Origin of the sequence: Brevibacterium sp. SIMBA_078 (assembly GCF_046534565.1) — a bacterium.
Classification (GTDB): domain Bacteria; phylum Actinomycetota; class Actinomycetes; order Actinomycetales; family Brevibacteriaceae; genus Brevibacterium.
On the sequence record NZ_JAWRYQ010000227.1, the window covers coordinates 1 to 271 of the forward strand.

Here is a 271-nt window from a genome sequence, read left to right on the forward strand (position 1 = left end):
GAGGTTAAACAATATTCAACAGTATTAAATTCACCGTTTGATGATGTTGAAGTTCTAATGTATGAAGAGAGGATTAAAACAGATAACCCGTTATTTGTATATTGTACCGAAAATGTAGTTGCTGATAAGAACTCTCAAGGACTTAAACGACCTTCTAAAAAACAGAGTAAAAATAAAATAGATGGTTTTTCTGCATTCCTTGCAGCTCACAAAGAAACCATGATGATGCTTACAGATTTTAATGAAGACGAATACGACGAAATGTTAGACG

At 32.8% G+C, this 271-nt stretch carries 1 protein-coding gene; it reads left to right on the top strand.

The genetic code is table 11. The annotated features are described in order from the left end of the window. The coding region (locus SB749_RS19530; RefSeq protein WP_410711767.1) for a terminase TerL endonuclease subunit at positions 1-271 on the top strand (271 nt) is incomplete at both ends.